Genomic DNA, 25,350 nt, shown 5'->3' on the forward strand with positions numbered 1-25,350 from the left:
GATATCTAGTTGGTCATTTATTCTGTAATAATCTTTTCAAGATCATCCAACATTTTATTTGCTGCAATGACGCCGCCTGCAGTATTCCAAATTGCGTCATCTACTTTATACGCTTTTCCTGCTTTAACTACATTTAGATTTTTCCAAAGTGGATCGTTTGTCCATTCTTCTTCTGTTTTTGTTGCTTCAGTATCACCAGGTGGAGCATATGTGAAATAGAATAGAATATCTGCATCCATTTGTGGAATGACTTCTTTACCAACTTCACGAACAAATAAGTCTTCTTGATTATCAGCGAATAATTCCTGTACAGTACTTGAATAGTTTAATCCAAGTTTATCAAAAATCACGCCAGAAAATGTATCAGTGTAATAAACTCGTGTTAAGCCTGCCATAAAGCGAACAACAGATACATCTTGGTTTAATTTATCGCCAGCTGTTTCTTTTAAATCGGCAATTCGTGCCTCAAAATCATCAATCACTTTTTGGCCATCTTCTTCATGATTTAATGCTTTCGCATATAATTTGAAGTTTTCTTGCCAGTCACCTCTTAATGTTTCTGAAAATACAGTTGGTGCAATCGCTGCTAACTGGTCATATGTTTTTTCTTGACGCATTTTATTTCCGATAATTAAATCCGGTTTTAGAGCAGCAATTGCCTCAACATTTACTTCACTTTCTGTTCCTACTACTTCTACGCCTTCCATGTCACTAGCAATGTGCTCATACCAAGGTTCACCTAACCAAGATTGAACAGCACCTACAGGTTTTACTCCCATCGATAAAAGGGCTTCTGTTCCTTCATTTGTTAAGATCACCACTTTTTTGGGTGTTCCAGTAATTTCAGTTTTTCCCATTGCATGTTCAACAGTATATGTTTCTTCTGCAGGAGCATCGTTGTTACCCTTAGTACCTTCTTTTTCAGTACTTTCTTGTGTATTGTTTCCACAAGCTGCAAGTAATAGCATCATGATGCTAAGTACAAATAATGATAGCCATGATTTTTTGTATGTAGCTTTCATTGTGTTACCCCCTGATTAATTTGATAATGATTTTCATTTACAAGGTAAATGATAAAAGGTAATAAATGAAATGTCAACGTTTAATTGAAAATGATTTTCAAGCTCATTGGTTTTTGTTAATATGAGTGTTAGAAATAAAGAAGTATAGGGAGTACATTATGATATTTAAATCAAATTATTTAAAAGTAGCAGGTTTATTAGTAGGAGTTGCTCTCTTATTATTGTTAATGTGTGGAGGTCTTATATTTGGGTATGCGAACACAAACTGGAAAATGGCCTATGATGCATTTACTAGTTTTGATGGTTCAAATGAACATCTTATTATTTCTAATGTCAGGTTACCTAGATCTCTAATTGGTGCTGTAGTTGGGGCAAGTTTGGCAATTGCTGGGGCGATTATGCAAGCCTTAACGAAAAATCCTTTAGCCTCACCAAGTGTTTTTGGGATTAATGCAGGCGCCGGATTTTTTATTGTCATCGCAGTCTCAATCTTTTATGTCGACTCTATGCAAGCTTATACATGGATCGCTTTTACAGGTGCTGCAGTAACCGCGTTTGCTGTTTACTTTATTGGTTCATTTGGAAGAGAAGGGCTAACACCAATGAAGTTAACGCTAGCGGGTGCTGCAATGGCTGCTTTATTTTCTTCTTTAACACAAGGACTATTGGTCGTTAACGAAGCGGCTTTAGATCAAGTTCTTTTTTGGCTAGCTGGTTCAGTTCAGGGGAGGAAAATGGAAAGCTTGTTAACGGTGTTACCGTATGTGGGAACTGCGATTGTCTTAAGTATACTACTCTCACAGAAAATCAATGTGCTAACAATGGGAGAAGATGTAGCAAAAGGTTTAGGGCAACGAACTGGGATTGTAAAGCTTATTGCTGCACTTATTGTAATCGTCCTAGGTGGCAGCTCTGTTGCAGTAGCTGGTCCAATTGCATTTATCGGAATCGTCATCCCGCACTTTGTACGGTTTCTAGTAGGGAATGATTATCGATGGATTATTCCATATTGTGCAATACTTGGCGGTGCATTCTTAGTATTTGCAGATATACTGGCAAGATTTATTATCATGCCTGAAGAGGTACCAGTTGGCGTCATGACAGCCTTTATTGGAACTCCCTTTTTTGTTTATATTGCACGTAGGGGGTTCGGTCGTTCATGAAAAAGTATTATAAGATACGAAGTGGTTCAGGTAAACTATCCTTTTTAGTAGATAAAAAAGCACTCATGACATCCTTCATTTTATTTATCATTGTTTTCTCAATTTTTGTGATAAGTACAGGAGTTGGTGAAGTGATGATTAATCCAATCAATGTGTTTAAAACACTTTTAGGTTATGGGACTGATATGGAGAATCTTTTTATCTTCTCTTTTCGCTTACCAAGGATTATCATCGCATTATTAGTTGGAATCTGTTTAGCAGTAGCTGGTGCTATTTTACAAGGGTTGATCCGAAACCCGTTAGCATCTCCAGATATTATTGGGATCACAGGCGGAGGATCTGTAGCAATGGTCTTATTCCTGATGCTATTTAGTGATAAGAACAATGCGTTAACTGTTAGTATTAAATGGATGCCTGTAGCGGCATTTTTAGGCGCTACCATTTTAGGACTACTTGTTTATCTTCTTTCTTGGAAAAATGGCTCATCCCCAATAAGGTTAGTTTTAATAGGGATTGGTTTATCGTTGCTAACTGATTCATTAACGACCTTATTTATGATCAAAGGGCCAATTTACCAAGCTGCACAAGCAAACGTCTGGATTACAGGTACAGTATACGGAGCAACCTGGGCACAGGTTCGTATTTTGCTTCCTGTTGTATTTATATTATTGCTTATTAGTATCATCTCGGTTCGAAATTTAAACATTCAAGAGCTCGGGGATGAACTTGCTACAGGTGTGGGAAGTTCGGTTCAAAAACACAGACTATTTCTATTAATACTAAGTACTGCTCTAACTGGAAGTGCTGTTGCATTTTCAGGAGTCATTGCCTTTGTCGGGTTAATGGCACCACATATTGCAAGAAGATTAGTTGGCTCATCATTTGGTGCCTTATTACCTGTATCAGCATTGATTGGAGCGATTCTCGTCATGGCAGCTGATTTAATCGGTAGAACATTGTTTTCTCCATTAGAAGTTCCAGCAGGTGTGTTTACAGCGGCAATCGGGGCACCATATTTTATTTATCTATTATATAAGACGAGAAATGCGTAAGAAAAGTGCAAGCGCCTTGTTCACCCTCGGACAAATAAGACGCTCAGGTAATAGAAGGTGTTCTTTGCCTTCAATTCCTGAGCGTCTGTAGACTCAAGAGGAGCTAGGCGCTTGCGCTGGACACGAAAACTAAGTCGAAAAATTTGTACTTTCTATTATTTTAATTCATAAGGGAGCGATTAACATGCATTCAATCGAAACAAATGCGCTCACACTTTCATACGGAGACACAATCATTATTAATGAGTTAAACGTCAAAATTCCAAAAGGGGAAATTACTGTTTTTATCGGGAGTAATGGCTGCGGGAAATCAACTTTACTTCGCTCAATTGCGAGGCTATTAAAGCCGAAAGAGGGCTCTGTTTTACTTGAAGGGAAGGCTGTTGCAAAATTGCCGACAAAGGAGGTAGCAAAACAGCTTGCGATCCTTCCACAAGGCCCAGTTGCCCCTGAAGGATTGACGGTTCTTCAGCTTGTCAAGCAGGGGAGATATCCATACCAAAGCTGGTTAAAGCAATGGACAGAAGAAGACGAGACCGCTGTGAAAAGTGCACTTGAAGCGACTGGGATGCAGGATTTTGCTGAAAGGCCTATGGATTCTCTTTCAGGTGGTCAAAGGCAACGTGCGTGGATTGCCATGACGCTAGCGCAAAAGACAGATATTATTTTACTGGATGAACCAACAACATATCTTGATATGACACATCAAATTGAAATCTTAGATCTTTTATTTGAATTAAATGAACGGGAAAATCGCACGATTGTGATGGTGTTGCATGACTTGAATTTGGCATGTCGATATGCCCACAATATTGTTGCTCTTAAAGATCAGAAGATTTATGCGGAGGGCAGACCCGAGGAAATTATCACTGCCAGTCTAGTCCAAAATGTTTTTCAAATGAAATGTGAAATAATGGTTGATCCGTTATTTGGCACACCTTTATGTCTACCTTATGGAAGAGGGAGACGGATAGGTAAAGAGGTAAAGAAGTTGGGGTTGTGAATGGTTAGATTAACTAAATCTAAAATTAAAAGATTTGAATGAAAAACTCAGCTTCCTTTTGGAGCTGAGTTTTTTTCCTTCTATCTATTATTGAGGCATGTTCCCATAAGGAGATTGTTGTTGGATATAATTAGAAAACTGCTGATGTGATTGTTGCAGCTTTTGTGTATCAGCAGCTTCAAGTGAATACCACCCATTTTTAAACATTAAATGGTAGAGGTCTCGTTGCAATTGATGTGTTTCGTTGCTGATCATTAATAGATCTTGATAAAGAGCTTGGTGACTTGCCTCATTTAAAGCTGATGAATAAGACGTTGACATATATTTTTCAGTAGATAAAAGATCATTAACAAAATCGCGTTCGTTCATTTGTGGCCCTTTTTGGATCTGCGTTTCAGGATTGATAATTTTCTGTTGTTGATTGTTATCCATTTATAGTCACTCCTATTGAAGTTGTGATCCCATTGAAGATTGCTGTTGTTGATTTTGTAAATGAGTTAATATTTTTTGATAATGTTGATTATGCATTTGACCGACGTGATCTAACTGATTTTTGATTTCTTGATTTTGGCATTGTGATGCGTAAAAGTGAGCCTTTTTCATAGCTAAAAGGTTCCAAGAAAGCATATCAGTTAAGTAAAGCTGATCCTTCGTTGTGATAATCTTTGGTGGCTGTTGCATAATTGCTTGTTGCTGCATGTTCTGTTGTTGCATAAAATACCTCCTCTCAAATAGTCATACATATCGTTCCACAAAACAAAAGATCTATTCAAAAACGTGTTTTTCATCGAATTCTAAAGAGGGACATATAGATGAGAGAAGAAGAATAAAGTATAAGAAAGAAATCGTATTACTTCGAGGCAATGATGTGAAAAAAGGGGGGATATATCAAAATAGTGGACTGAAAACAGAAAAGGGGGGGTTTTCATTGGAACAATTACTTCGAAAATCTTTCATGTTTTTATCCCAAAATAAGCTAATGACGAAATTAGCCAAAAAATACGGTCCTAGGTTTGGAGCAGCAAGATTTGTTGCAGGTGATACGATTCAGGTAGCTAAAGAGGTTGTTGCAAATTTAAATAAGAATGGGTTGGATGTAACTCTCGACTATTTAGGAGAATTTATCGAGGATGAATTAGAAGCAAATGAAAGAGCAAACAACTTAATTCGAACGATAGAGGTAATAGGGAACGAACGTTTACAGTCACAGCTCTCTCTTAAATTGACGTCGTTAGGCCTGGATATATCAAAAGAAGTTGTCTTAAAGAATATGCGGCGAATCCTTACCGTAGCCAAGCAACATCATGTGTTTGTGACCATTGATATGGAAGACTATTCAAGATGTGAAAGAACGATCGAAATTTTTAAAGAATTGAAAAAGGAATATCACAATGTCGGTACCGTACTGCAAGCCTATCTTTATCGTACCTTAAAGGACATTGAACAGTTAAATGAATATCGGGCGAATTTAAGGCTAGTGAAAGGAGCTTATAAAGAGTCATCAAAGGTTGCCTTTCCGAGTAAAAAGGATGTAGATGGGCAATTCAAAAAGATCATTAAAATGCATTTATTAAATGGTCATTTTACGGCAGTAGCAACTCATGATGATGTGATGATCGAATATACGAAAAAACTGGTGGAGGTGCACCGTATAAGTAAAGAGCAATTTGAATTTCAAATGCTTTACGGAATACGTCCTGAAAAGCAACTTGAGCTAGTTAAGGAAGGATATCATATGCGCGTATATGTTCCATATGGTACAGATTGGTATGGATATTTTATGAGAAGGCTAGCTGAAAGACCAGCTAATGTTGCTTTTGTTTTAAAAGGAATGATGAAAAGATGATAGGCGTGATGAGAGAAAGGTCTGACGTTTCTAAAGGTCAGACCTTTGGTAGGGCCGCAAAATGTTTGTGTCTAGCTACAGCACCTAGGTCCTCGAGTCATAAGTCACTCCATAATTGAAGGCAAAGAGCGCCTTCTATTATGGAGCGTCTTATGCTTGTCGGACCTGATCGAGGCGCTTCCACATTTCGGTGTGTCTAGCTACAGCATCAAGACACTTTCGTATTTCTATTCATTTCCCATATTATGTTTCTTGTATTGTTGGTTTTGGCTTGTCCGCTTTCCGCCACCTGCATGTTCATTTGTAGGGCCAGCGTTGCCCTTTACACTTGCAGCACTAACACCAGCTTTTGAAGGATTCTTTTTTAAACGTGCCATTGTTAATCACCTCCTAAAAAAGTATCTTTTCCAAAGGTTGCTGTAATTATTTAGAGAGAATGGGAAAAATATTGAGTGAATTTTCGGAATATTTTATATTTAATAATGAAGGTGTTGTTTTGAAATGTCTGTTTACAAAGAGAAATGAATGAATATTCATTCAAAATTAGGAGGAGAAGCATGATCCAACGTATTAAGAAAGCTGCTGTCTTAGGTTCAGGGGTTATGGGGGCAGGGATTGCTGCACATTTAGCAAATATCGGCATCCCTGTCTTGCTAATGGATATTGTGCCAAGTGTGTTGAATGAGGATGAAGTGAAGAAGGGGTTAACGTTAGAAGATAAATCTGTAAGAAACCGGCTTGCAACTACTTCCATCCAAAAATTAGTCACACAGAAACCTGCTCCACTAACAGTAAAGGAAAATATCGAACGGATCATGGCTTGCAACTTAGAAGATGATTTACATCGATTATCAGAAGTTGATTGGATTATCGAAGTAGTCGTTGAAAATTTACCAATCAAGCAAAAGGTTTTTGCAGAAGTTGATAAACATAGAAAAAACGGTAGTATTATTAGCTCAAATACATCAGGAATATCTGTTGAAGCGATGGCTGAGGGTCGATCAGAGGACTTTAGGAGGCATTTTCTTGGCACGCATTTCTTTAACCCGCCGCGCTATTTAAAGCTTTTAGAAGTAATCCCGACCAAGGATACAAAGACCCAAGTATTATCATTTATGAAACGATTTGGCGAGGATATATTGGGGAAAGGCGTTGTTGAAGCGAAAGATACGCCAAACTTTATTGCTAACCGAATTGGGACATATGGATTGCTCGTCACAGTCAGAGAAATGATAAAAGGTGGATACAGTGTTGGGGAAGTTGATTCTGTCACAGGGCCTCTCATTGGCAGACCGAAAAGTGCGACCTTCAGAACTCTTGATGTAGTAGGATTAGATACGTTTGTACGTGTTGCAAAAAATGTTTATGACCAAGTAGAAGGTAAGGAAAAAGAGGTTTTTGATGTTCCGATCTTCATGGGGGAGATGCTTGAAAATGGCTGGTTTGGCAGTAAAAGTGGTCAAGGATTTTATAAAAAGGAAGGAAGTTCAATCCTTCAATTAAACTATGAAACATTTGAATATGAAGAGAAAAAGAAACTAGTATCAGCATCCATCGAATTAGCAAAACAATCGAAAGGAATAAACAATAGATTGAAAGCGCTTGTATATGCTGATGATCGAGTGGGGTCTCTTATCCAGAGTATTACAATGCCAACACTCCTATATTCTGCACAGCTTCTCGGAGTGATTACAGATAATATCCTTGCAATTGATGATGCAATGAAATGGGGATTTGGTTGGGAATTAGGCCCATTTGAGCTTTGGGATGCGATTGGTGTAAGGAAATCAATTGAAGTGATGGAACAACGAGGGTTAGAGGTTCCGGTTTGGGTAAAGGAAATGGTTGAGAAAGGCTATGAGACGTTCTATCGAAACGAAAATGGGAAACGATTTTTCTATCATTTTGGTGAATATCGACAAATGAGACAAAGTCCTAAGGTAATTGATTTAAAAACATATAAAGAAGTCAATGGAGTGATAAAGAAGAACAGTGGAGCAAGCTTGATTGATTTAGGTGATGATGTAGCTTTGCTTGAATTCCACTCAAAAAGTAATGCGATTGGTTTAGATATTATTCAAATGATTAACTTTGCTATTAACGAAGTCGAAAGAAATTATAAAGGGCTTGTCATTGGCAACCAAGGCAAGAATTTCTGCGTAGGGGCAAACCTTGGCATGATATTAATGGAAGCACAAGATGATAACATCTTTGAGATAGATCTGGTTGTTAAGCATTTCCAGCAAGCGATGATGCGAATGAAATATAGTGAAAAACCGATTGTGGTTGCGCCGTTTGGCATGACTCTTGGTGGAGGGGCAGAATTATGTTTACCTGCAAGCAGCATCCAAGCGTCTAGTGAAACATACATGGGATTAGTTGAAGTAGGTGTAGGCTTAATACCTGGCGGTGGTGGCAATAAAGAGCTTTATATAAAACAATTAAATAATATGCCAAAAGGAGCTGATTTTGACTTACAATCGGTTGCAAATAAAGTGTTTGAAACAATTGCGATGGCAAAGGTTTCGACATCTGCAGAAGAAGCAAGAAACAATCAATACTTAGACAAAAATGACAATATTAGTGTAAATAGTGATCACTTATTATACGATGCAAAACAACGAGTCATTACTCTACATGATGAAGGCTACCAACCACCTGTTAGAAGGAAAATACCTGTCGTTGGGGAAACTGGCTATGCAACATTATTGTTAGGTGCACAAGCTATGTATTTATCTGGAGCTATTTCTGACCATGATTTAAAAATTGCTAAGAAGCTTGCCTTTGTCATTGCTGGTGGAAGGGTTCCATTCGGTACGGAAGTGGATGAACAATATTTACTAGATTTAGAAAAAGAGGCATTTTTAAGTTTAGTAGTCGAAAGTAAATCTCAACAGCGCATGCAGCATATGCTTGTTAAAGGAAAACCATTAAGAAACTAAGGAACGAATGGGAGGCTTTAATGGATGAGAGAGGCAGTCATTGTAGCAGGTGCTAGAACACCAGTTGGAAGAGCCAAAAAAGGGACATTAGCAACGATACGCCCTGATGATCTTGGTGCATTAGTCGTAAAGGAAACATTAAAGCGTGCAGGCGGTTACCAGGGGAATATTGACGATTTAATCATTGGCTGTGCTATGCCTGAAGCAGAGCAAGGATTAAATATGGCGAGAAACATAGGTGCTTTAGCAGGGCTTCCATATACAGTACCTGCGATTACGATTAACCGCTACTGTTCATCTGGATTACAAAGTATTGCGCATGGGGCAGAAAGAATTATGCTTGGGACGATAGATACTGTCATTGCTGGAGGAGTAGAATCGATGAGTCTTGTGCCAATGTTCGGGCATAAAGTAAGGCCAAATGCAAAATTGGCTGAGGATGCACCAGAGTACTATATGGGAATGGGGCATACCGCTGAACAGGTTGCAAAAAAATACCTCATTTCCAGAGAGGATCAAGATGCCTTTGCCGTAAGGAGCCATCAAAAAGCAGCATCAGCGATAAACGAAGGCAAATTTGATGCTGAAATTGTTCCTGTTGATGTTCAAATGAGATCGATTGGGCTAGATTATAAACTTAAAGAAGAGCTGATTCAATTTAGTCAAGATGAAGGAGTACGTGCCAATACGACCCAAGACGTGTTAGCAACACTAAAACCAGCATTTTCAAAAAAAGGCTCTGTTACAGCGGGCAACTCCTCCCAAACGAGTGATGGCGCAGCAGCAGTTATGGTAATGGATCGAGAAAAGGCCAACTCACTAGGATTTAAGCCAATGGTAAAATTTCGCTCCTTTGCAGTAGCTGGCGTACCTCCTGAAATCATGGGGATTGGTCCAGTAGCTGCTGTACCATTAGCGTTAAAGTATGCGGGTCTAGAGCTTTCCGATATTGGATTATTTGAATTAAATGAAGCCTTTGCGTCGCAAGCGATTCAAGTAATAAGAGAGCTTGGTTTAGATGAGGATAAAGTCAATGTCAATGGCGGGGCGATTGCACTCGGGCATCCACTAGGTTGTACAGGTACCAAACTAACACTCACCCTCATTCATGAAATGAAACGTCGTAATGAGCAATTCGGTGTTGTCACAATGTGTATTGGTGGGGGTATGGGGGCTGCTGGTGTGTTCGAATTAGTGTGACCATTCATTAAAATATTGGCGAAAAGGTTCTGACGCGAATACAAAAACATGAATAATGGGGGAATTTTGATGTCAAAAGCAGCTGACGCAGTTAGTAAAGGTGGTAGCTTCTTGCTTGATGATATTCCATATGATCGTATCTTTACTCCGGAAGATTTCACAGATGAACAAAAAATGATTGCGAAAACGACAGAAGAATTTGTTGTAAATGAAGTGCTTCCCCAACTTGAGGATATCGAAAATCATCAATTTGATAAGTCTGTTAAGCTCTTAAAACAAGCAGGTGATCTCGGTTTATTAAGTGCAGATGTTCCGGAAGAATATGGTGGACTTGGCCTTGATAAAATTAGCTCTGCATTAATAACAGAAAAGATGTCTAGAGGTGGTAGCTTTTCATTATCTTTCGGTGCTCATGTCGGCATTGGCTCTCTACCAATCGTCTTATTCGGAAATGAAGAGCAGAAACAGAAGTACTTACCAGAACTAGCCTCAGGTAACAAGCTTGCCGCTTATGCATTAACGGAACCAGATTCTGGTTCTGATGCGCTAGGAGCAAGAACAACGGCCAAGTTAAATCCAGCAGGCACACATTATGTATTTAATGGAGAAAAGCAGTGGATTACAAATTCAGCCTTTGCTGATATATTCATCGTCTATGCAAAAGTGGATGGTGAGCATTTTTCAGCCTTTATTGTTGAACGGGAGTGTCCTGGTGTTTCAACAGGACCGGAAGAGAAGAAAATGGGGATTAAAGGATCTTCGACAAGAACGCTCATTTTTGAAGATGCATTAGTTCCTAAAGAAAACTTATTAGGGGAACTTGGTAAAGGCCATGTCATTGCTTTTAATATATTAAACATCGGACGTTATAAATTAGCAGCAGGAACGATTGGCGCTGCAAAGCGGATTATTGATGTATCTGTTCAATATGCCAACCAACGCCAGCAATTTCATACACCAATCGCTAAATTCTCACTAATAGGGGAAAAGCTTGCGAATATGGCAACAAAAACATTTGCAATGGAAAGTTCAGTGTACCGAACGGTAGGACTATTCGAAGATCGTATGAGTCGATTAACAGAAGATGAAATCAAAAACGGAAAAGAAGTGGCGGCAGCAATTGCGGAGTATGCCATCGAATGTTCATTAAATAAAGTGTTTGGTTCTGAAACGCTCGATTATGTAGTTGATGAGGGTGTTCAAATTCACGGTGGATATGGTTTTATGGCTGAGTATGAGGTTGAAAGGGTGTACCGTGATTCACGAATTAATCGCATATTTGAAGGGACGAATGAGATTAACAGATTACTAGTTCCAGGAACTTATGTACGAAAAGCGATGAAAGGGCAACTTCCGTTATTCGAAAAAGCCTTAAGCTTACAAGAAGAGCTCCTCATGTATATGCCTGAAGAAGTTGGTGCTGGCATTCTTGAACAAGAAAAATACCTTCTTACTAACGCGAAAAAAATTGGCGTGTTAATTGCTGGATTAGCGGTACAAAAGTTTGGCAAAGAGTTGCAAAAAGAGCAGGAAGTTCTTGTTAATATTGCAGATATCGTAAGCAATGTGTATGCAATGGAGTCAGCTATTTTACGTACAGAAAAGGCGATAGCGAAAAACGGAGAAGCGAAAAATAAACAAAAGCTTCTTTATACACAAGTATACTGTCAAGAAGCTTTTAATGAAATTGAAGCACATGCGAAAGAATCATTGATTGCACTGGAAGCTGGTGATTCACTCCGGATGATGTTGTCGGCATTACGTAAATTCACTCGCCATACCCCAATTAATGTGATCAGTAAGAAAAGAGAAATAGCTGCATCAATAATTGCCAAGAATGCGTATTTAGCTTAAATAGTCTGAAGACATTCGGAGCGTACGAGTGTCTTCTTTCATATTTTGCTGTCAATTTAGTTAATTATAAAGAGTATATATTAATAATATTTCTAAATTAGGGTTGAATGAGTCGGTAGGATAGGATAAAGTAAAAGTGAATATGTTGGTATAGGTGGTGTAATGGAGTGTCCTTAGAATTATATTGGTATCCGAAATGCGGTACATGTCGAAAGGCAAAGAAGTGGTTGGAAGAACACGGGAAAGAGTTTAATGCGATACATATTGTAGAAAATCCACCAACAAAAGAAGAGTTATCATCTTTTTACAAAAAAAGTGGATTAGAGCTAAAAAAGTTTTTTAATACAAGTGGACAAAAATACCGTGAACTTGGACTGAAGGATAAATTAGCCGCTCTGTCAGAAGATGACATGCTGGAACTGCTATCTTCAGATGGTATGCTAATCAAGCGTCCAATTACTGTCGGCGACCAACATGTAACAATCGGTTTTAAAGAAGAAACGTTTGCGGAAACTTGGGGGAAATAATCGATAATTCTTGCATAGTTTGCTACAAACTGGTAAAACAATATTGACTATCTAGTTGTGTAAAACTTGGGAAAAGATTAGTTGTTTAACCCAAGGGAAAGATAATCAAAAAAGATATGATTACTGGAGGTAATAAAAAATGAACACACCAAAAGAACTTCGCTATTCTGAAGAACATGAATGGGTAAAAGTAGAAGGAGATAAAGTTCGTATTGGAATTACTGATTTTGCTCAATCTGAGCTTGGCGATATCGTATTCGTTGAGTTACCATCAGTCGGTGACGAAATCAAAGCGGACGAGCCATTCGGAAGCGTAGAATCAGTTAAAACTGTATCTGAACTTTATGCACCAATTAGCGGGGTAATTGTTGAAGTCAATGAAGATCTTGATGACAGCCCTGAATTTGTCAACGAATCTCCATACGAAAAGGCTTGGATGATTGTAGTTGAGCCAGCTAATGCTGCTGATATGGATAATTTAATGACAGCTGAACAATATGAAGAAATGACAAATGAAGACTAATTAGCATGAAGTATTAAATTATGGACACCCTACAAATAGAAAGTGAGGGTGTCCATATGTCTATAGATAATCAACGTTCAGATATTACAAATCGAATTGTAGGTAAATTTGATGATGGGCATTTAAATCTTTATCTAGAAAAGGAAAAGATTGGCCAAATGGTGTCTGAATATAACTATGAATTAAAAGAGGGGTATGATTTTAATCATAGTCGCTTTTATCAATATACGAATATTTTGTCAGAACCAAACCAAAAAGATGTCAATTGTAAAGATGAAAACGGTTGGTGTTAGTAGCAGTGGACCTAACCACTGCTTTTTTATACTATCAGAATTTATAAGTCTAGGCTTCGAGAATTGTCCAGCGCAAGCGTCCGGCCTCTCGAGGTCACAAGCCAATCCTCCCAGAAAGGTAAAGAGCACCTTTCCGTGAGGCTCGTCTTGTGCTATGCCTGAGGCTGAACAAGGCGCTTGCGCTTTTCTTAGGTAATGAATATATTTCCTTTGTGGTCGTTTCTTTCCTTCGTTTTTTCATAATGAAAGCTTGTGTAAGTGAAGGTAGTTAAAATGTCTAGAATGTTTAACGATCTCTTACATAAAAAACAGCAAAATTTAGAAAAAACGATTAATAAAAGGAGAACAACCTCAACAACTCGAATAATTTATAGAAGAGAATTTTACTATAAAAACAGGTGATGCAAATGTCGTTCGTTGAGGTTGAAAAAGTATTGATTGTTGAAGGAAAGTCGGATAAAAAGAAAGTGTTAAACGTACTAAATGAATCAATTGAAATTATCTGTACTAATGGGACAATAAGTGTAACGAAGCTGGATGAATTAATTGATGAATTATTTCAAAAAGATGTTTATATCTTAGTGGACTCAGATGATGCAGGTGATCGGCTACGAAAACAATTTAAAAGGGAATTTCCAGAGGCATCGCATATTTATATAGACAGGTCATATCGGGAAGTAGCGACTGCACCAGACCATCATGTTGCATCTGTTTTGTTAAGTGCCAATATTGATGTGGATGCGAAATTCCTTTAGAAAGGTGTAGCGATTTTCTAGTTATGATTGAATGGGAAGAGAAGCGGTTTAATTTACCAAAACAAGGTGTTACGTACTTGTATTTATATACGCCGATGTGTGGAACATGTCAAGTCGCAAAAAGAATGTTATCAGTAGTTGAGGAATTATTTCCAACGATAAGCATTTACTCGTTAAATTTAAATTATTTTCCAAGTGAAGCAAAAGAACTTGAAATCGAGAGTGTCCCTTGCTTGCTTATACTTGAAAATGGGCTGGAAAAGGAACGGGTTTATGCCTTTCAATCAGTTGGTTTCTTGCATGAATTAATTAAAAAGTATAGTCGTTAATCCGACATATTTCTTGGGAAATAGAAATGAAATCAAAAATAAGTAACTAAATGAGCAGAAATTGTCGACATGTTTATAAAGGATTCCTTCGAGATGCAATGAAGTTAGTAATAACTTGATTGATATCGGAGGGATTTTTTTGTATATGACAACGTTTATTTCTAATATAAATAAGGCATTCTTTTTACCTCCAATTTTATTAAATCAAACACTTATAGTAGAAATTAAACCAAATCGTGAAAAGAGTTTCTTTATTGAAATCTCATCACAAGGAGCAAGATTAATCCAAACCCCTCCTACAACAATTGATTTTCTGATGGAAGGAGAGGGGAATGACCTTGAGGAGGTTTTATTAAACTCCGGTAGGTTAAAGAAGCTAATTGCATTGGAGAAAGTCAAAATAAAAGGTTCGTACCGTAATTTTCTAAAGTTAGAAGCGATCATTACATTGAGTTAAATCTGAAAATGACAAAGAATGGGTATTTGGAATTAACGGAATTTTCACACCTTAACTTACGGAAATCAATGATTCATTGGAAATACACAGTTACTGAAATAAACCGTGTAATTAAAGAATCTTATTTATTGACATGGTTTTAAATCACATGATACAATCACACTCGTACTAATTACTCACTAAATTTTTTCTACTTAATTATATAGTAAGTCTCTTATCAAGAGAGGTGGAGGGAAGTGCCCTTTGAAGCCCGGCAACCATCAACAAATGTTGAAGTGGTGCCAATTCACACAAAGCTGTTTTGCTTTGGAAGATGAGAGAAAGGATATTATGGTGCCTTTCTGTTCATTTTGCAGAGGGCATTTTTTTATAGTTTAACTTAACTATAAAATTCTTGAACTGTGGATAAGCGCACGACATTCAGCGCAAGTGTTCGGCCCCTCGAGGTCAAAAGCTTCTTATGCTTGCCTTAGGCTGATCAAGGAGCTTCCGCTTTGGTTAATAAATGATTCAGAAAAAAGTGAACAATGAAGTGAGATAAAGGAATTTGAAAGTAGGTGACGACTTGATTACGTTAGAAAACGTGAATAAAGTTTATCATACAAAATCTGGTAATGTGACAGCTGTTAATAATGTAAATTTACAAATTGATAAGGGCGAGATTTTCGGAATAATCGGTTATAGTGGAGCAGGGAAAAGCTCATTAATTCGATTGTTAAATGGATTAGAAAAACCAACAAGTGGTTCCATTACCGTTGCAGAAAGTCAAATCGGTTCAATTGGTGGAGCAAAATTAAGGAAGGCACGTTTAGAAATTAGTATGATCTTTCAACATTTTAACCTATTGTGGTCAAGAACAGTACGGGAGAATATTGCATTCCCACTTGAAATTGCAGGTATAAAAAAGTTGGAGCGCATGAGACGTGTTGATGAATTAATCAAGCTAGTAGGCCTTGAAGGTCGCGAAAATGCTTATCCTTCACAATTAAGTGGTGGTCAAAAGCAACGTGTTGGGATTGCCAGAGCATTAGCTAACAATCCTAAGGTATTATTATGTGATGAGGCGACGTCAGCGTTGGACCCGCAAACAACGGATTCCATTTTGGATTTACTTGTAGATATTAATAAAAGATTAGGTCTTACGATCGTGTTAATAACTCATGAAATGCATGTCATTCGGAAAATATGTCATCGTGTAGCAGTAATGGAGAACGGCGAAGTTGTTGAACAAGGGAATGTTCTTGAAGTATTTAAGCATCCTAAACAACCTATCACGAAGCGTTTTGTGAAACAGGTTACTGAGCCTAATGAAACGGATGAAGTAGTGACACATTTATTAGAGCGTTATCCAAAGGGAAAGGTGATTCAATTATCTTTTGTTGGAGAAGCTGCAGAACAACCGCTGATGACAAATTTAATTAGACAGTTTGAAGTTGAAGTGAATATTCTACAAGGTAAAATTTCCCAAACACAAAGTGGCTCTTACGGAAGTTTGATTGTCCATTTAGATGGGGATGAACAAGAACTTAACAGAGCTTTAGCGTTTATTTACAATCAGCATGTTGAGGTGGAGGTGATTGCAAATGCTTGAACAACTTCTACCTGAAGTGAAATGGGAAAAGGTGTGGGAAGCCACATTTGAAACAATTTATATGACAAGCTTGTCTGTGGTGGCGACGTTTATTCTAGGGATTATTTTAGGTCTATTATTATTTTTAACATCAAAAGGTAATATGTGGGAAAGTCGATTCCTTAATGGACTTGTAGCAGGAATTGTTAACGTATTTAGATCGATTCCATTCATTATTTTAATTATATTATTACTACCCTTTACGAAAGTACTTGTTGGAACAATGTTAGGTGCTAATGCCGCATTACCTGCTTTAATTATTGGAGCTGCTCCTTTTTATGGACGCATGGTCGAGATTGCTTTGAGGGAAATCGATAAAGGTGTTATCGAAGCTGCAAAATCGATGGGAGCGAAAACGGGCACAATCATTTTGAAGGTACTTTTACCAGAATCAATGCCAGCGTTGGTTTCAGGTATTACCGTAACGACGATTGCCCTAATTGGTTCTACAGCGATGGCGGGTGTAATCGGTGCTGGCGGGTTAGGGAACCTCGCATTTTTGGAAGGCTTTAACCGTGGGAATAGTCAGGTGACGCTCGTAGCAACGATTATAATTTTAATCTTAGTGTTCATCATCCAAATTATTGGGGATATTATAACTAAATCAATAGATAAGAGGTAGGAGGAAAAATAATGAAAAAGTCATTTCTAACAATTATTTTTGCAATTTTTGTAGCAGTGCTTGTTGCATGTGGAGGAGCAGATAAGGAAGGTGCTAACGGTACCGGGGATACTACGGATGAAGTAACAACATTAAAAGTAGGGGCATCACCTGTACCACATGCTGAGATTTTAGAAGAAGCTAAACCTTTATTAGAAGAACAAGGCATTGAATTAGAAATTGTGGAATTTACAGATTACGTTTTACCAAACAAAACATTAGCAGAGGAAGAGTTGGATGCGAATTATTTCCAACATGAGCCGTATTTAGAGGGACAAATTGCTGATAATGGTTATAAGTTTGTTAATGCTGGAGGCATACACATTGAACCGATTGGTGTCTATTCAAAACGTCATAAGTCATTAGATGATCTTCCAGAAGGTGCAAAAATCATTATGAGTAACTCAGTTGCTGATCACGGTCGTATGCTTTCAATGCTAGAAGAAAAAGGATTAATCACAATTAAAGAAGGCGTTGAAAAAACGGCTGCAACAATTGAAGATATCGATCAAAACCCTAAAAAGCTAGTATTTGAAGCTGATATTGAAGCACCAATGGTAGCAAAAGCATATAAAAACGATGAAGCTGATGCATTTTTAATTAATGGTAACTTTGCATTAGATGAAGGCTTAAATCCAGCTGAAGATGCAATTGCCCTAGAATCGCCAGAGAACAATCCTTATGTAAACCTAATTGTTGTTCGTGAGGGTGACGAAGAGAGAGAAGAAATAAAGGCATTGGTAGATGCATTACGTTCAGAAAAAGTCCAAGAGTTTATTAAGACAAAATATCAAGGATCTGTAATCTCTGCTGCACAAAGTAAATAAGAAACTGGCTGACAATGTTTAAATTGTCGGCCTTTATGTGTCTTATAGGAAACGATAAAATTCTTGTAATGTGCTAAGCACAAGACATCCAGCACCTAGCCCTTCTAAGGTCTAGCCACGCATGAAGTGAAGGCAAAGTACGCCTTCACTTCATGCGCGTCTTATGCCTGTCGAGGCTCTGTTTAACCAGTCTTCAGGACTACAAGGAGTAGAAGTGGGTGAAGCTGGGAATAGACTGCTTATAACAGCAATTAAGCGAAGTCACGCTAACTATCGATACAGGAGAAAGAAACCATACTGATGGTAGAAATCTCGGTTTATCACCAATTTCTCATTCAACACTTAAATTCCGTCTATATTTTCTCAATTAATCCATATGAATTGTAAAAAAATAAATAACAAAAATCAGTTAATATAGCGAATATTCGACTGAAATTGCAAACATCATTCGTTTTTTGTTGGAATTAACAAAGCACGCTTGAACAATGTAATGGATCTAATCAATAGTAAGTTCTTTTACAAATAGCATCACTAAATTATAGGTTGGTTATTTCTAACGAAGAAAGGAGAATGTTTTTAAATCTAAAGTAAAAACTAAACTAGGTGTTGACGGTAGCTTCACCGGCCAATCTGTTATATAGTAGAAAAAGGTTAAATTCTCTATCTTCATACATAATAAATTTGTTTTATACAACTGAATTTTAGGTTTTGTGTCTCGACGGCATTCGCAGTTAACCTATAAAGGTTGTTTTCACTTTTGATTTGTTATAATATTAGAATGAGAATAAATTGAGAATTAGTAAACTTTATATATTATGGAGGTATAAGCTATGACGGGTTCTACATTAATCATTAAGGATTTACACGTAGAAATTGATGGTAAAGAAATTCTTAAAGGTGTAAATCTTGAAATAAAAGGCGGAGAGTTCCATGCAATTATGGGACCTAATGGAACAGGTAAATCAACGTTATCATCAGCAATTATGGGTCACCCAAAGTATGAAGTAACTGGGGGAAGCATCACATTAGATGGCGAAGATGTATTAGAAATGGAAGTAGATGAGCGTGCACGTGCAGGTCTATTCCTAGCAATGCAATATCCAAGCGAAATTAGTGGTGTAACAAATGCAGATTTCTTACGTTCATCAATAAATGCACGTCGAGAAGAAGGCGAAGAAATATCTTTAATGAAATTTATTCGTCAAATGGATGCTAACATGGAAGAACTAGAAATGGATCCTGATATGGCACAGCGTTACCTAAATGAAGGTTTCTCTGGTGGGGAGAAAAAGCGTAATGAAATCCTTCAACTAATGATGATCGAGCCGAAAATTGCGATTCTTGATGAAATTGATTCCGGTCTTGATATCGATGCATTAAAGGTTGTAGCTAAAGGTATTAATAAAATGCGTAATGAAGAGTTTGGCTGTTTAATGATTACTCACTATCAACGTTTATTAAATTACATCACACCAGATAAAGTACACGTAATGATGCAAGGCCGTGTTGTTAAATCAGGTGGACCTGAGCTAGCACAACGTTTAGAAGCAGAAGGTTATGACTGGATTAAACAAGAACTAGGCATCGAAGACGAAACTGTTGGGCAATAAGCTTAAGCGTAGGGAGGAGTAATGATACATGGAAACGAAAACTTACAATCAGGACTATGTCACAAGCTTTTCAAAACAGCTTGGTGAACCGGATTGGCTTACTGATCTTCGCTTACAAGCTCTTGCAAAAGTCGAGGATCTTCCAATGCCAAGACCGGATAAAACAAAAATTGATAAATGGAATTTCACTAGCTTCAAGGAACATTCAGTTACTAGTGAAAAACTTAATTCTCTAGATGATTTACATGAGGATGTAAAAGGATTAATTGACGTTGAGTCTGCAAACAAGAACTTGTATGTTCAAGTAAACAACTCAGCTGCGTTCACATCATTATCAGATGATTTAAAAGCTAAAGGTGTTATTTTAACAGACATTCATACTGCTGCAAGCGAGCATTCTGAATTAGTTCAAAAATACTTTATGCAAGATGGCGTAAAGGTTGACGAACATCGCTTAACAGCTTTACATGCTGCTTTATTTAATGGTGGGGTTTTCGTTTATGTCCCTAAAAATGTAGAAGTAGCTGAACCAATACAAGCAATTTTTGTCCATGATAATGCTAATACGACACTTATTAATCATGTCATTGTTGTTGCTGAAGATAATAGTTCTGTAACATATGTAGAGAACTATATTTCAACAGTAGAAGTGGAAGAAGCTGTCTTCAATATCATTTCAGAGGTTTTTGCTAATACAAATGCACGAGTAACATATGGTGCAGTTGATACTCTTGCAAAAGGAGTTACAACTTATGTGAACCGTCGTGGAGTAGCTGGACGTGATGCTCGAATTGAGTGGGCGCTTGGGCTAATGAATGATGGAGATACTGTTTCTGAAAATGTGACGAATTTAATGGGTGACGGATCATTCGGCGACACAAAATCAGTTGTTGTTGGTCGTGGAGCGCAAAAACAAAACTTTACAACAAAGGTTGTTCATTTTGGTAAGCATTCTGAAGGTTACATCTTAAAACATGGTGTCATGAAAGATAGTGCTTCATCCATTTTTAACGGTATTGGAAAAATTGAGCACGGGGCTACGAAATCAAATGCAGTGCAAGAATCTCGTGTGCTAATGCTAAGTGAAAAAGCACGTGGTGACGCAAACCCAATTCTCTTAATTGACGAAGATGATGTTACAGCGGGACATGCTGCTTCTGTCGGTCGTGTTGATCCAATTCAGCTTTATTATTTAATGAGTCGTGGTATTCCGAAAGTTGAAGCAGAACGCCTTGTTATTCACGGATTCTTAGCGCCAGTCGTGAGAGAACTTCCAATTGAAGGTGTGAAAAAACAATTAGTTGAGGTAATTGAAAGGAAAGTACGATAATGAATATTACTGATATTCGTCGTCACTTTCCGATTTTGGATCAGCAAGTCAATGGTAGAGACCTTGTTTATTTAGATAGTGCTGCAACCTCTCAAAAACCGATCGCTGTAATTGAAGCTTTGTCGACGTACTATCGTGAATATAATTCAAACGTTCACCGTGGTGTGCATACACTAGGTACGAAAGCAACTGACGGTTATGAAGGAGCACGTGAAAAGGTTAGAAGATTCATTGGTGCAAATTCAACACAAGAAATTATTTTCACCCGCGGTGCGACAACTGCGTTAAATATAGTAGCACAAAGCTATGGTTTGACTAATGTTAGAGAAGGTGACGAAATTGTCATCACCTATATGGAGCATCATGCCAATATTATTCCTTGGCAGCAAGTGGCAAAAGCGACTGGTGCGACTTTAAAATATATCCCGTTACAAGAAGATGGTACAATAGCTTTACAGGATGTTGAAGAAACCGTTACAGCGCAAACAAAGATTGTATCGGTAGCTCAAGTATCGAATGTCCTTGGTACAATTAATCCAATTAAAGAAATCGCTAAAATTGCTCATCGCAACGGTGCTGTTATGGTCGTTGATGGCGCGCAAAGTTCTCCACATATGAAGATCGATGTTCAGGAATTAGATTGTGACTTCTTTGCTTTTTCAGGTCACAAAATGTGTGCTCCTACAGGCATTGGTGTTTTATATGGCAAGAAGGAGCTTCTTGAAAAAATGGAGCCTGTTGAATTTGGCGGTGAAATGATTGATTTCGTTGGATTACAAGAATCAACGTGGAAAGAGCTTCCTTGGAAATTTGAAGCTGGAACGCCAATCATTGCTGGAGCAATTGGACTTGGTGCGGCAATTGATTTTCTCGAACAAATTGGCTTAGAAAATATTGAGGCGCATGAGCATCGATTAGCTCAATATGCTTTAGAGCAACTAAACCAAGTTGAAGGTATTACAATCTACGGACCGAAACATCGTGCCGGATTGGTAACATTTAATATTGAGGATGTCCATCCACATGATGTTGCAACAGTTTTAGATGCTGAAGGAATTGCTGTACGTGCAGGCCACCATTGTGCACAGCCGCTAATGAAATGGCTAAAGGTTTCTGCAACAGCAAGAGCTAGTTTTTACCTGTACAACACAGAAGAAGAAATCGAAAAACTAGTTGCAGGTTTAATTAAAACGAAGGAGTACTTCAGCAATGTCTAATCATGTAAATCTTGATACCTTATACCGACAAGTCATTATGGATCATTACAAAAACCCTAGAAACAAAGGGGTTCTTGACAACAGTCTTACAGTTGATATGAATAATCCAACATGTGGCGATCGTATTCGCTTAACACTTGATCTTGAGGATAATGTGGTAAAGGCCGCAAAATTTGAAGGAGAAGGCTGCTCCATTTCAATGTCATCAGCTTCAATGATGACACAAGCAATTAAAGGGAAAACACTTGATAAAGCTTTAGAGCTTTCTGAAATATTTTCGAATATGATGCTAGGAAAAGAGTACGATGGTGATCTTGATTTAGGTGATATCGAAGCATTGCAAGGTGTAACTAAGTTTCCAGCACGTATTAAATGTGCCACATTAGCTTGGAAAGCGATGGAAAAGGGTATAACAAGCAACAACGAGTAAAAATTAAGGGATAACCCTTAAATTCTATATGGAATGGAGTGAATGTAGATGGCAAAAAAGGCACCTGAAATTGGCGATTACAAATATGGATTTGCTGACAAAGATGTTTCCATCTTCCGTTCAAAACGAGGATTAACGAAAGAAATCGTTGAAGAGATTTCTCGTATGAAGGATGAACCACAATGGATGCTAGATTTCCGTTTGAAATCACTTGAGCATTTTTATAATATGCCAATGCCACAATGGGGTGGCGATATGGCTTCATTGAATTTCGATGAAATTACGTATTACGTAAAGCCATCTGAAAAATCAGAGCGTTCTTGGGATGAAGTACCTGAAGAAATTAAGAATACTTTTGATAAGCTTGGTATTCCAGAAGCTGAACAAAAATATTTGGCAGGTGTTTCTGCGCAATATGAGTCAGAGGTTGTTTATCATAACATGAAAGAAGATCTTGAGGATCTTGGGATCGTCTTTAAAGATACAGATACAGCTTTAAAAGAAAATGAAGATATTTTCCGTGAGCATTTCGGTAAAGTGATTCCACCTACGGATAATAAATTCTCTGCTCTAAACTCGGCTGTTTGGTCTGGTGGATCGTTCATTTATGTACCAAAGGGTATTAAAGTTGATACACCATTACAAGCTTATTTCCGTATTAACTCTGAAAACATGGGGCAGTTTGAGCGTACACTTATTATCGTTGACGAAGGTGCACATGTGCATTATGTAGAAGGATGTACGGCACCAGTTTATACAACAAACTCACTTCATAGTGCAGTTGTTGAAATCATCGTTAAAGATGGTGGCTATTGCCGTTATACAACGATTCAAAACTGGGCGAACAACGTATTTAACCTTGTAACAAAACGTGCTGTTTGTGAAGCAAACGCAACAATGGAATGGATCGATGGTAACATCGGTTCGAAGCTAACAATGAAATATCCTGCAGTTATCCTTAAAGGTGAGGGTGCTCGTGGCCTGACCCTTTCGATTGCGATTGCAGGAAAAGGTCAGCATCAAGATGCAGGTGCGAAAATGATTCATTTAGCTCCAAACACATCTTCAACGATTGTTTCTAAATCGATCTCTAAACAAGGTGGAAAAGTAACATATCGTGGAATTGTCCACTTCGGCCGTAAAGCAGATGGCGCAAGATCAAATATTGAATGTGACACACTCATTATGGATAATCAATCAACATCAGATACGATCCCTTATAATGAGATCATGAATGACAATATTTCACTTGAACATGAAGCGAAGGTTTCGAAGGTATCAGAAGAACAATTATTCTACCTTATGAGCCGTGGTATTTCAGAAGAAGAAGCGACAGAAATGATCGTAATGGGCTTTATCGAGCCATTTACAAAAGAGCTTCCAATGGAATATGCAGTTGAGATGAACCGCTTGATTAAGTTCGAAATGGAAGGGTCTATCGGGTAATACAGAAAGGACTGACAAACTTGTCAGTCCTTTTTTATAATATAAGGATTTATAAGTTTTGGCTCCGAGAATTGTCCAGCGTAAGCGCCTAGCCCCTCTTGGGTCTACAGCCCCTCAGGAATTGAAGGCAAAGAACACCTTCTATTCCTGAGCGTCTTCTTTGCCCGAGGCTGAACAAGGCGCTTGCGCTTTTCTTAGTCCTTCATGAATGCCCTATCATTGAATACCGTGATATAGTATGATTAGAAAAAGAAATTGGATGTTAATGACTACTTAATTCAAAAGGATGATCAGATTGACAACCATTCAAATTGGTCTAACAGGCTGGGGAGATCATGAATCCCTTTATCCTTTAAGAATGAAATCGACAAATAAATTACAAGAATATGCCGCGCATTTTCCAATAGTTGAAATAGATACAAGCTTTTATGCCATTCAGCCAGAACGTAATTTTGAGAAGTGGTTACGAGACACTCCTGATACATTCCAATTTATCGCAAAAGCGTATCAAGGAATGACAGGGCATCTCCGCGGAGAATCACCATTTGAAAATAAACGGGATATGTTCAGAGCATACAGGAAGTCTATCGAACCATTAATAAGAGAAAAGCGGCTTGCAATGGTTTTATTTCAATTTCCCCCATGGTTTGCTTGTACGTCGGAAAACGTTACCTATTTAAAGTGGTGCCGGGAACAAATGGGCGATACTGAGGTAGCGCTTGAATTTCGCAATCGCTCGTGGTTCTCAAACAATTTTCATGATAAAACATTACAGTTTATGGAATCTGAAAAATGGATACATAGTATCGTTGATGAGCCACAAGCGGGTGAAAGATCAATTCCAACCGTGCTCCACCCTACAGATTCTCGAAAAACTCTTATTCGCTTGCATGGCAGAAACGTTTATGGCTGGAATAAGCCTGCTTCAGGTGATAATTGGCGAGATGTAAGGTACTTATATCGTTACAATCAAGAAGAGCTACTAGAATGGAAGGAGCATTTGCGCTCTCTTCAAAAAGAAACAGAAACGATATATATGTTATTTAATAATAATTCAGGTGGCGATGCTGCCGATAATGCGAAGATGATGATGAATTTATTAGACATTACTTATTATGGCTTAGCAGAAAAACAATTAAGCCTGTTTAGTGACGAGTAGATCGGTTTAGTATTGAGGATTTTATTTTTCATAATCCCAGCGGATCTTGGTGTTGCTTCATAAAATGGTTATCG

At 37.9% G+C, this 25,350-nt stretch carries 26 protein-coding genes and 1 riboswitch; of the genes, 22 read left to right on the forward strand and 4 right to left on the reverse strand.

The genetic code is table 11. The features are described 5' to 3' along the window. Positions 1-17 precede the first annotated feature (17 nt). Positions 18-1,022 carry an ABC transporter substrate-binding protein gene (locus K9V48_RS08410; RefSeq protein WP_224138318.1) on the reverse strand — a complete coding sequence of 335 codons (1,005 nt, stop codon included), beginning with the start codon at positions 1,020-1,022 and terminating at the stop codon, positions 18-20. Between the two features lie 158 nt (positions 1,023-1,180). Between K9V48_RS08410 and K9V48_RS08415 the strand changes: the two genes are divergently transcribed. The 3 genes from K9V48_RS08415 (at position 1,181) to K9V48_RS08425 (ending at position 4,240) form a co-directional block, all read left to right on the forward strand. Then, the gene (locus K9V48_RS08415) at positions 1,181-2,185 is read left to right on the forward strand and encodes a FecCD family ABC transporter permease (protein ID WP_224138319.1); all 1,005 of its coding nucleotides are present in this window, start codon (positions 1,181-1,183) and stop codon (positions 2,183-2,185) included. After that, entirely contained in the window at positions 2,182-3,237 is a 1,056-nt protein-coding gene (locus K9V48_RS08420; protein WP_224138320.1) for a FecCD family ABC transporter permease, read from the forward strand. The genes K9V48_RS08415 and K9V48_RS08420 overlap by 4 nt, the downstream gene beginning before the upstream one ends. 184 nt (positions 3,238-3,421) lie before the next feature. Beyond that, positions 3,422-4,240: an ABC transporter ATP-binding protein gene (locus K9V48_RS08425; protein WP_263432763.1), complete on the forward strand. Its 819-nt coding sequence runs from the start codon at positions 3,422-3,424 to the stop codon at positions 4,238-4,240. An 87-nt stretch (positions 4,241-4,327) separates the two neighbouring features. Here K9V48_RS08425 and K9V48_RS08430 read toward each other — a convergent pair whose 3' ends face one another. Continuing rightward, positions 4,328-4,672, reverse strand: a complete 345-nt coding sequence (locus K9V48_RS08430; RefSeq protein ID WP_224138321.1) for a spore coat protein — start codon at positions 4,670-4,672, stop codon at positions 4,328-4,330. 12 nt (positions 4,673-4,684) lie between these two features. Beyond that, positions 4,685-4,954: a hypothetical protein gene (locus K9V48_RS08435; protein WP_224138323.1), complete on the reverse strand. Its 270-nt coding sequence runs from the start codon at positions 4,952-4,954 to the stop codon at positions 4,685-4,687. 214 nt (positions 4,955-5,168) lie between these two features. Between K9V48_RS08435 and K9V48_RS08440 the strand changes: the two genes are divergently transcribed. After that, complete coding sequence (locus tag K9V48_RS08440) at positions 5,169-6,086, forward strand: proline dehydrogenase family protein (protein WP_308012527.1); 918 nt, start codon at positions 5,169-5,171, stop codon at positions 6,084-6,086. A gap of 227 nt (positions 6,087-6,313) precedes the next feature. On the opposite strand, the gene K9V48_RS08445 is transcribed toward K9V48_RS08440, so the two are convergent. Beyond that, on the reverse strand, positions 6,314-6,463 hold the full coding sequence (locus K9V48_RS08445) for a YuzL family protein (protein WP_111616731.1): 150 nt from the start codon (positions 6,461-6,463) through the stop codon (positions 6,314-6,316). Positions 6,464-6,646: 183 nt separating this feature from the next. Between K9V48_RS08445 and K9V48_RS08450 the strand changes: the two genes are divergently transcribed. The 18 genes from K9V48_RS08450 to K9V48_RS08535 all read left to right on the forward strand — a co-directional run bounded on the left by K9V48_RS08450 (position 6,647) and on the right by K9V48_RS08535 (position 25,276). Continuing rightward, entirely contained in the window at positions 6,647-9,028 is a 2,382-nt protein-coding gene (locus K9V48_RS08450; protein ID WP_224138394.1) for a 3-hydroxyacyl-CoA dehydrogenase/enoyl-CoA hydratase family protein, read from the forward strand. 24 nt (positions 9,029-9,052) lie between these two features. Further along, a complete protein-coding gene (locus K9V48_RS08455) occupies positions 9,053-10,228 on the forward strand; it encodes an acetyl-CoA C-acetyltransferase (RefSeq protein WP_224138324.1) in 1,176 nt (391 codons plus the stop codon). 69 nt (positions 10,229-10,297) lie between these two features. Beyond that, positions 10,298-12,082 carry an acyl-CoA dehydrogenase FadE gene (locus tag K9V48_RS08460; protein ID WP_224138325.1) on the forward strand — a complete coding sequence of 595 codons (1,785 nt, stop codon included), beginning with the start codon at positions 10,298-10,300 and terminating at the stop codon, positions 12,080-12,082. 167 nt (positions 12,083-12,249) lie between these two features. After that, the gene (locus K9V48_RS08465; RefSeq protein ID WP_224138326.1) at positions 12,250-12,609 is read left to right on the forward strand and encodes an arsenate reductase family protein; all 360 of its coding nucleotides are present in this window, start codon (positions 12,250-12,252) and stop codon (positions 12,607-12,609) included. Between the two features lie 139 nt (positions 12,610-12,748). After that, the gene (gcvH, locus tag K9V48_RS08470) at positions 12,749-13,132 is read left to right on the forward strand and encodes a glycine cleavage system protein GcvH (protein WP_224138328.1); all 384 of its coding nucleotides are present in this window, start codon (positions 12,749-12,751) and stop codon (positions 13,130-13,132) included. Positions 13,133-13,152: 20 nt separating this feature from the next. Further along, the gene (locus K9V48_RS08475) at positions 13,153-13,425 is read left to right on the forward strand and encodes a YusG family protein (protein ID WP_224138329.1); all 273 of its coding nucleotides are present in this window, start codon (positions 13,153-13,155) and stop codon (positions 13,423-13,425) included. Between the two features lie 407 nt (positions 13,426-13,832). Continuing rightward, on the forward strand, positions 13,833-14,180 hold the full coding sequence (locus K9V48_RS08480; protein WP_224138330.1) for a toprim domain-containing protein: 348 nt from the start codon (positions 13,833-13,835) through the stop codon (positions 14,178-14,180). Between the two features lie 23 nt (positions 14,181-14,203). Next, positions 14,204-14,509, forward strand: coding sequence for a thioredoxin family protein (locus tag K9V48_RS08485; protein ID WP_224138331.1), 306 nt, complete (start codon positions 14,204-14,206; stop codon positions 14,507-14,509). A gap of 139 nt (positions 14,510-14,648) precedes the next feature. Beyond that, entirely contained in the window at positions 14,649-14,966 is a 318-nt protein-coding gene (locus K9V48_RS08490) for an SCP2 sterol-binding domain-containing protein (RefSeq protein ID WP_224138332.1), read from the forward strand. Positions 14,967-15,177: 211 nt separating this feature from the next. Further along, a riboswitch (SAM riboswitch) is annotated at positions 15,178-15,286 on the forward strand. A 245-nt stretch (positions 15,287-15,531) separates the two neighbouring features. Then, positions 15,532-16,557 carry a methionine ABC transporter ATP-binding protein gene (locus K9V48_RS08495; RefSeq protein WP_224138395.1) on the forward strand — a complete coding sequence of 342 codons (1,026 nt, stop codon included), beginning with the start codon at positions 15,532-15,534 and terminating at the stop codon, positions 16,555-16,557. After that, positions 16,550-17,218: a methionine ABC transporter permease gene (locus K9V48_RS08500; RefSeq protein ID WP_224138333.1), complete on the forward strand. Its 669-nt coding sequence runs from the start codon at positions 16,550-16,552 to the stop codon at positions 17,216-17,218. Before K9V48_RS08495 ends, K9V48_RS08500 begins: the two co-directional genes overlap by 8 nt. 11 nt (positions 17,219-17,229) lie before the next feature. Further along, positions 17,230-18,084, forward strand: coding sequence for a MetQ/NlpA family ABC transporter substrate-binding protein (locus K9V48_RS08505; protein ID WP_224138334.1), 855 nt, complete (start codon positions 17,230-17,232; stop codon positions 18,082-18,084). Between the two features lie 830 nt (positions 18,085-18,914). Continuing rightward, positions 18,915-19,694, forward strand: a complete 780-nt coding sequence (sufC, locus tag K9V48_RS08510; RefSeq protein WP_224138335.1) for a Fe-S cluster assembly ATPase SufC — start codon at positions 18,915-18,917, stop codon at positions 19,692-19,694. Between the two features lie 28 nt (positions 19,695-19,722). Continuing rightward, on the forward strand, positions 19,723-21,024 hold the full coding sequence (gene sufD / locus K9V48_RS08515) for a Fe-S cluster assembly protein SufD (RefSeq protein WP_224138336.1): 1,302 nt from the start codon (positions 19,723-19,725) through the stop codon (positions 21,022-21,024). Further along, the gene (locus K9V48_RS08520) at positions 21,024-22,241 is read left to right on the forward strand and encodes a cysteine desulfurase (RefSeq protein ID WP_224138338.1); all 1,218 of its coding nucleotides are present in this window, start codon (positions 21,024-21,026) and stop codon (positions 22,239-22,241) included. The genes sufD and K9V48_RS08520 overlap by 1 nt, the downstream gene beginning before the upstream one ends. Then, on the forward strand, positions 22,234-22,671 hold the full coding sequence (gene sufU / locus K9V48_RS08525; protein ID WP_111616746.1) for a Fe-S cluster assembly sulfur transfer protein SufU: 438 nt from the start codon (positions 22,234-22,236) through the stop codon (positions 22,669-22,671). Before K9V48_RS08520 ends, sufU begins: the two co-directional genes overlap by 8 nt. Positions 22,672-22,719: 48 nt before the next feature. Then, complete coding sequence (gene sufB / locus K9V48_RS08530) at positions 22,720-24,117, forward strand: Fe-S cluster assembly protein SufB (protein WP_224138339.1); 1,398 nt, start codon at positions 22,720-22,722, stop codon at positions 24,115-24,117. Positions 24,118-24,412: 295 nt separating this feature from the next. Continuing rightward, positions 24,413-25,276: a DUF72 domain-containing protein gene (locus tag K9V48_RS08535; protein WP_498043118.1), complete on the forward strand. Its 864-nt coding sequence runs from the start codon at positions 24,413-24,415 to the stop codon at positions 25,274-25,276. Positions 25,277-25,350: the final 74 nt, after the last annotated feature.

Source organism: Metabacillus rhizolycopersici (assembly GCF_020075705.1).

Coding starts and splice junctions, on each gene's coding strand:
- K9V48_RS08480 (WP_224138330.1), top strand. CDS start 13,833: ATGTCGTTCGTTGAGGTTGAAAAAGTATTGATTGTTGAAGGAAAGTCG.
- K9V48_RS08500 (WP_224138333.1), top strand. CDS start 16,550: ATGCTTGAACAACTTCTACCTGAAGTGAAATGGGAAAAGGTGTGGGAA.
- sufD (WP_224138336.1), top strand. CDS start 19,723: ATGGAAACGAAAACTTACAATCAGGACTATGTCACAAGCTTTTCAAAA.
- K9V48_RS08420 (WP_224138320.1), top strand. CDS start 2,182: ATGAAAAAGTATTATAAGATACGAAGTGGTTCAGGTAAACTATCCTTT.
- K9V48_RS08460 (WP_224138325.1), top strand. CDS start 10,298: ATGTCAAAAGCAGCTGACGCAGTTAGTAAAGGTGGTAGCTTCTTGCTT.
- gcvH (WP_224138328.1), top strand. CDS start 12,749: ATGAACACACCAAAAGAACTTCGCTATTCTGAAGAACATGAATGGGTA.
- K9V48_RS08475 (WP_224138329.1), top strand. CDS start 13,153: ATGGACACCCTACAAATAGAAAGTGAGGGTGTCCATATGTCTATAGAT.
- K9V48_RS08455 (WP_224138324.1), top strand. CDS start 9,053: ATGAGAGAGGCAGTCATTGTAGCAGGTGCTAGAACACCAGTTGGAAGA.
- K9V48_RS08485 (WP_224138331.1), top strand. CDS start 14,204: ATGATTGAATGGGAAGAGAAGCGGTTTAATTTACCAAAACAAGGTGTT.
- K9V48_RS08505 (WP_224138334.1), top strand. CDS start 17,230: ATGAAAAAGTCATTTCTAACAATTATTTTTGCAATTTTTGTAGCAGTG.
- K9V48_RS08520 (WP_224138338.1), top strand. CDS start 21,024: ATGAATATTACTGATATTCGTCGTCACTTTCCGATTTTGGATCAGCAA.
- sufB (WP_224138339.1), top strand. CDS start 22,720: ATGGCAAAAAAGGCACCTGAAATTGGCGATTACAAATATGGATTTGCT.
- K9V48_RS08445 (WP_111616731.1), bottom strand. CDS start 6,463: ATGGCACGTTTAAAAAAGAATCCTTCAAAAGCTGGTGTTAGTGCTGCA.
- K9V48_RS08425 (WP_263432763.1), top strand. CDS start 3,422: ATGCATTCAATCGAAACAAATGCGCTCACACTTTCATACGGAGACACA.
- K9V48_RS08415 (WP_224138319.1), top strand. CDS start 1,181: ATGATATTTAAATCAAATTATTTAAAAGTAGCAGGTTTATTAGTAGGA.
- sufU (WP_111616746.1), top strand. CDS start 22,234: ATGTCTAATCATGTAAATCTTGATACCTTATACCGACAAGTCATTATG.
- K9V48_RS08410 (WP_224138318.1), bottom strand. CDS start 1,022: ATGAAAGCTACATACAAAAAATCATGGCTATCATTATTTGTACTTAGC.
- K9V48_RS08435 (WP_224138323.1), bottom strand. CDS start 4,954: ATGCAACAACAGAACATGCAGCAACAAGCAATTATGCAACAGCCACCA.
- sufC (WP_224138335.1), top strand. CDS start 18,915: ATGACGGGTTCTACATTAATCATTAAGGATTTACACGTAGAAATTGAT.
- K9V48_RS08430 (WP_224138321.1), bottom strand. CDS start 4,672: ATGGATAACAATCAACAACAGAAAATTATCAATCCTGAAACGCAGATC.